Source organism: Affinundibacterium baiyunense (assembly GCF_018139645.1).
In the GTDB taxonomy this organism is placed as follows: Bacteria; Pseudomonadota; Gammaproteobacteria; order Burkholderiales; family Burkholderiaceae_D; genus Undibacterium; species Undibacterium baiyunense.
Genome location: NZ_JAGSPM010000086.1, coordinates 1 through 255, shown reverse-complemented (window position 1 = coordinate 255; position 255 = coordinate 1). Strand labels below are relative to the sequence as shown.

Annotated in this window: 1 protein-coding gene; it reads right to left on the bottom strand. The window is 48.2% G+C overall.

Annotated elements, in window-relative coordinates:
- A partial coding sequence (locus tag KDM92_RS18430) for a hypothetical protein (RefSeq protein ID WP_212685810.1) occupies positions 1-255 on the bottom strand: 255 nt, incomplete at both ends.

The following is a 255-nucleotide window of genomic DNA, read 5'->3' as shown; positions in this document are numbered from 1 at the left end:
TGTTGTTCAAAGTTGGTGTGATTGTTTCTGCGCCGTTGTCGTTGGAGTTACCCAAAGTTGCAGTCAATGTGTTTTTCGCGCTTGTACCTGTCAACACGTCTTCGTCTTGCAAAGAGTTGATACGGTCGTCGCCACCTGGTGTGTACACTTGTGGTGCTGTGAATGAAGAACCACTCAAGATGTCCGTTGCGTTTGTCAACACGTTGTTAGCAACAGCGCCGTCAACGATTGCTTTGATCACTGCGTCTTGTGCAG